The following is a 3,178-nucleotide window of genomic DNA, read 5'->3' on the forward strand; positions in this document are numbered from 1 at the left end:
CTTGGTCATCTCTCTGGTTCCTTTACCGGCATTATCGCCGGATCAGGCCCAGAGCTCTCCACTTATCGGACTGTCTGAATTTCCGCCGCCACCTCTACGCGTCCAAGACGCGCTCGACTTAAAGAGAGAGTGGAGGATTGAGCTATGAAAACGGTATCTTTTAGGATACTATTTTGATAACGCTGAAAATTTATCAGATGAAGGACGGCAGATCGCCGTTCGACGAGTGGTTGGTGGGCTTGAAGGATGTACAGGCCCGTGCTCGGATCCGAGCACGGCTGGCACGTGTTCAGGCCGGCAACTTTGGTGATTGCAAGCCCCTGCGTGACGGAGTGCAAGAGTTGCGTATAGATCACGGCCCTGGTTTCCGCGTCTATTTGAGTCGGCAGGGGCCGGTAGTAGTCTTGCTGCTTTGTGGCAGCGATAAGTCTGGCCAGTCGGGGGCAATTAAGCGTGCGCTGGCGTACTTGACTGACTGGCGTGAACGAGGTGAATCATGAACGCACGTGACAAAAGCTACGAGGAACTGACTGCGGCGGCAATGCGCGATCCCGCCGAAGCTTCCGCCTATCTGGAGGCGGTCATCGAATTGGATGACCCTGCTGCCCTCCTGGTTGCTTTGCGGCAGATTGCCAAAGCATATGGCATGGCAGAAGTGGCACGTCGCGCTGAACTGGGTGAGAAGACGCTGTTTCGGGCGCTCTCAAAAAGTGGAAACCCAACGCTCACAACGGTACATAAGGTGTTGCATGCCGTAGGTCTGCGTCTCAGTGTGACGCCGATTTGAGGGCGATCCGGGCCGGAGAAATACGCGCGAACCGTCAGTTTCTCTCAGCTAGCACCTAAGTTTAGGCGTCTATTTTTTGACCGACCACCAATCCGTACTCTGTTCCTGATGGAACGTAGATTCAGAGAACCATTCCTCCACCTGGGCTTCTAGGCTGAAGAGATGAGCTAGGTCCCCTTCAAGGGGATCTAGCTTAGCTGCTTGCTGGCTGGCCCATGCCAGCCACGCGGCTGCAGCGGACTGCATCTCCGTTGGGTACGATTCGAGCCGCGTGGAAACCGTATCGCAAAACGTTCGAATGCGCTGGGCTCGTTCCCACCGCTCAGTCGCTTGCACCAATTTGTGGCGCAGACGGCGTTGCTCTTCGACTTTTCGGGTTTTCGCTTTTCGTTCTTGTTCCTGCTGCTCCCACATTCGCTTCTGGGCCTCGCGCCCCTCCTTAAGCGCTCTAATAGCCGCGGCAGCGGGTGCAAAGCCTGCGAGAATCTCGTGCAACTTGTCTTCCAGTTGGGTACGCGCGGTGTCGTTCCAGTTTTTCTGAGCGCTGCCTGAAAAGTATTCTTCGATATGAAAGCTCAATTGCCCGGTGGGCAGCCATTCATACTTTGGGGCTAACAGCGCCGTGAGGTTGGGCTCCCATCGACTGCCGGCGTGCCGTTTAGTCAGGGCTGGCGGCGGAAGATCCCGTTTGGTGAGCCTCTCCTTGACCAGCAATTTCATAGTTTCACCGTCTGCGATCACGACCGTGTCGCCGCTAGTCTGTATTTTCCAGACATATCCCTGTGCCTCTGATGCCGTGATCAGTGCATTCAGCAGTCGGGTTGTCCGGTCCAGCATATCGAGAGACACACGGATGTTTAGCGCCCGCGTTCTGTCTAACTGTAAATGACCCTGCGTCTCTTTTGCCCTTCTGGCTTCCTGCAAAGTCTTGGCAATGAGCGGGTGGGGAGAGTCAAGCGTGGCGGCGACGGGGATGTGATCGCCCTTGGGCGTGGTGAGTTTGGATAGCTTTGGTGCGTCTATCACGTCGACGATGCGAAAGCTCACGACTGCGTAGTAAGAGTCTTTTAGCCTTGGCAAGGATGGCTTTTTCGGACGAGAGCGTATGGCCTTCGCCCAATACCCCCGGCCAGGTAAAGGAATCACTGCCCGGCGACATGCTTTCGCCAGTGCAACATCAGACACGCCGATCTCCTCAGCTAGCCGCGATAACGGCGTTTCCCACACTTGATTGAACAAATCTTCGCGGGCAAACTGGACTGTCTTGTACATCACTGTCTTCCTAGCGCTTGATCGAGAGACGGTTACGGCTCTCGGGCGGACCTGGATCAACAAGCAAGCAGGTACGACCGTTCAGGGGCACGACCTTCGCAGAGGACCTAGCGTTGGGCGGTGTGCTCAAGCGCACGATGAACCATGCCGCCAACAACGCCGTTACCATAGGCCATTACCTGGTGCGTATTCCGGCGAACGTGACCGACGATTCCGGGAACGTGACCGATGTGCCGGGAAGGTGACCGGCTATTCCGATTATCGTGACCGACGGGCTCAAGCATTGACATTGCGCGCGTTGGATTTTACGGGTTTGCCTGGATTTCCTCCTTTGACGGGGTTTGTTCAACCGATTTTCGGCGCAATGAATCTCCTTCGAGCACGATGCGCTGGTTTCGCTGCATGACGCGATCAAGGATAGCGTCGGCGATGGTGGCGTCGCCTATCCACGCATGCCAATGCTCGATTGGTAGCTGGCTGGTAATGATCGTGGCGCGGGTCGCGGCACGATCATCGATGACCTCCATCAGGTCGGCGCGGGCGATACCTTCGAGCGCGGCTAGCCCCCAGTCATCCAGGATAAGAACATCGGTCTTGGCCAGGGCAAGCAACCATTTGCCGAACGTGCCGGCGCCATGCAGGATGCGCAGTTCTTCGGCCAGTCGCGGCGTGCGCAGATAGCTGACAGAGTGCCCACGGCGGCATGCATATTGCCCCAACGCGCAGGCCAGCCAGGTTTTACCTGATCCGGTCGGCCCGGTGATCGTGACGGTGTAGCCCGACTTGATCCAGTCGCCCAGCACCAGGCGCGTGATACGGGTGCGGTCCATGCCGCGTGCGGGACGAGTATCAAGATCCTCGATGGCGGCGTTGGGATACTTCAGCCGCGCCTTCTGCAGCAGCCGGGTGTAACGCCGCTGGTCGCGAGCGAGGATCTCACGATCCACCAGCAGGGCCAGGCGCTCCTCGAAGCTCATGGCGCCCACGGCGGGTTGGGTCAGTTGCTCAGTCAAGGCGTCGGCTGTTGCGCGCAAAGTAATAATGAGCCACTTCGCGCAAAGTAAATCTGAGCCACTTTTCCGTACAGTCGAGGCTTTTCGCGCGAAGGCCGACGATGCT

General features: G+C 57.3%; 4 protein-coding genes. 2 read left to right on the plus strand and 2 right to left on the minus strand.

Annotation, left to right across the window (positions count from 1 at the left end):
- The first annotated feature begins 197 nt into the window (after nt 1-197).
- Nucleotides 198-500, plus strand: a complete 303-nt coding sequence (locus ABD104_RS30000; protein ID WP_425543371.1) for a type II toxin-antitoxin system RelE/ParE family toxin — start codon at nt 198-200, stop codon at nt 498-500.
- The gene (locus ABD104_RS30005; protein WP_343928863.1) at nt 497-787 is read left to right on the plus strand and encodes an addiction module antidote protein; all 291 of its coding nucleotides are present in this window, start codon (nt 497-499) and stop codon (nt 785-787) included. Before ABD104_RS30000 ends, ABD104_RS30005 begins: the two co-directional genes overlap by 4 nt.
- 69 nt (nt 788-856) lie before the next feature.
- Here the strand turns inward: ABD104_RS30005 and ABD104_RS30010 are convergent, their stop codons facing one another.
- Entirely contained in the window at nt 857-2,059 is a 1,203-nt protein-coding gene (locus ABD104_RS30010) for a hypothetical protein (protein ID WP_343928864.1), read from the minus strand.
- Between the two features lie 305 nt (nt 2,060-2,364).
- Nucleotides 2,365-3,102: an IS21-like element helper ATPase IstB gene (gene istB, locus ABD104_RS30015; RefSeq protein ID WP_343928866.1), complete on the minus strand. Its 738-nt coding sequence runs from the start codon at nt 3,100-3,102 to the stop codon at nt 2,365-2,367.
- Nucleotides 3,103-3,178: the final 76 nt, after the last annotated feature.

Source organism: Pigmentiphaga daeguensis (genome assembly GCF_039523035.1).
Lineage (GTDB): Bacteria > Pseudomonadota > Gammaproteobacteria > Burkholderiales > Burkholderiaceae_B > Pigmentiphaga > Pigmentiphaga daeguensis.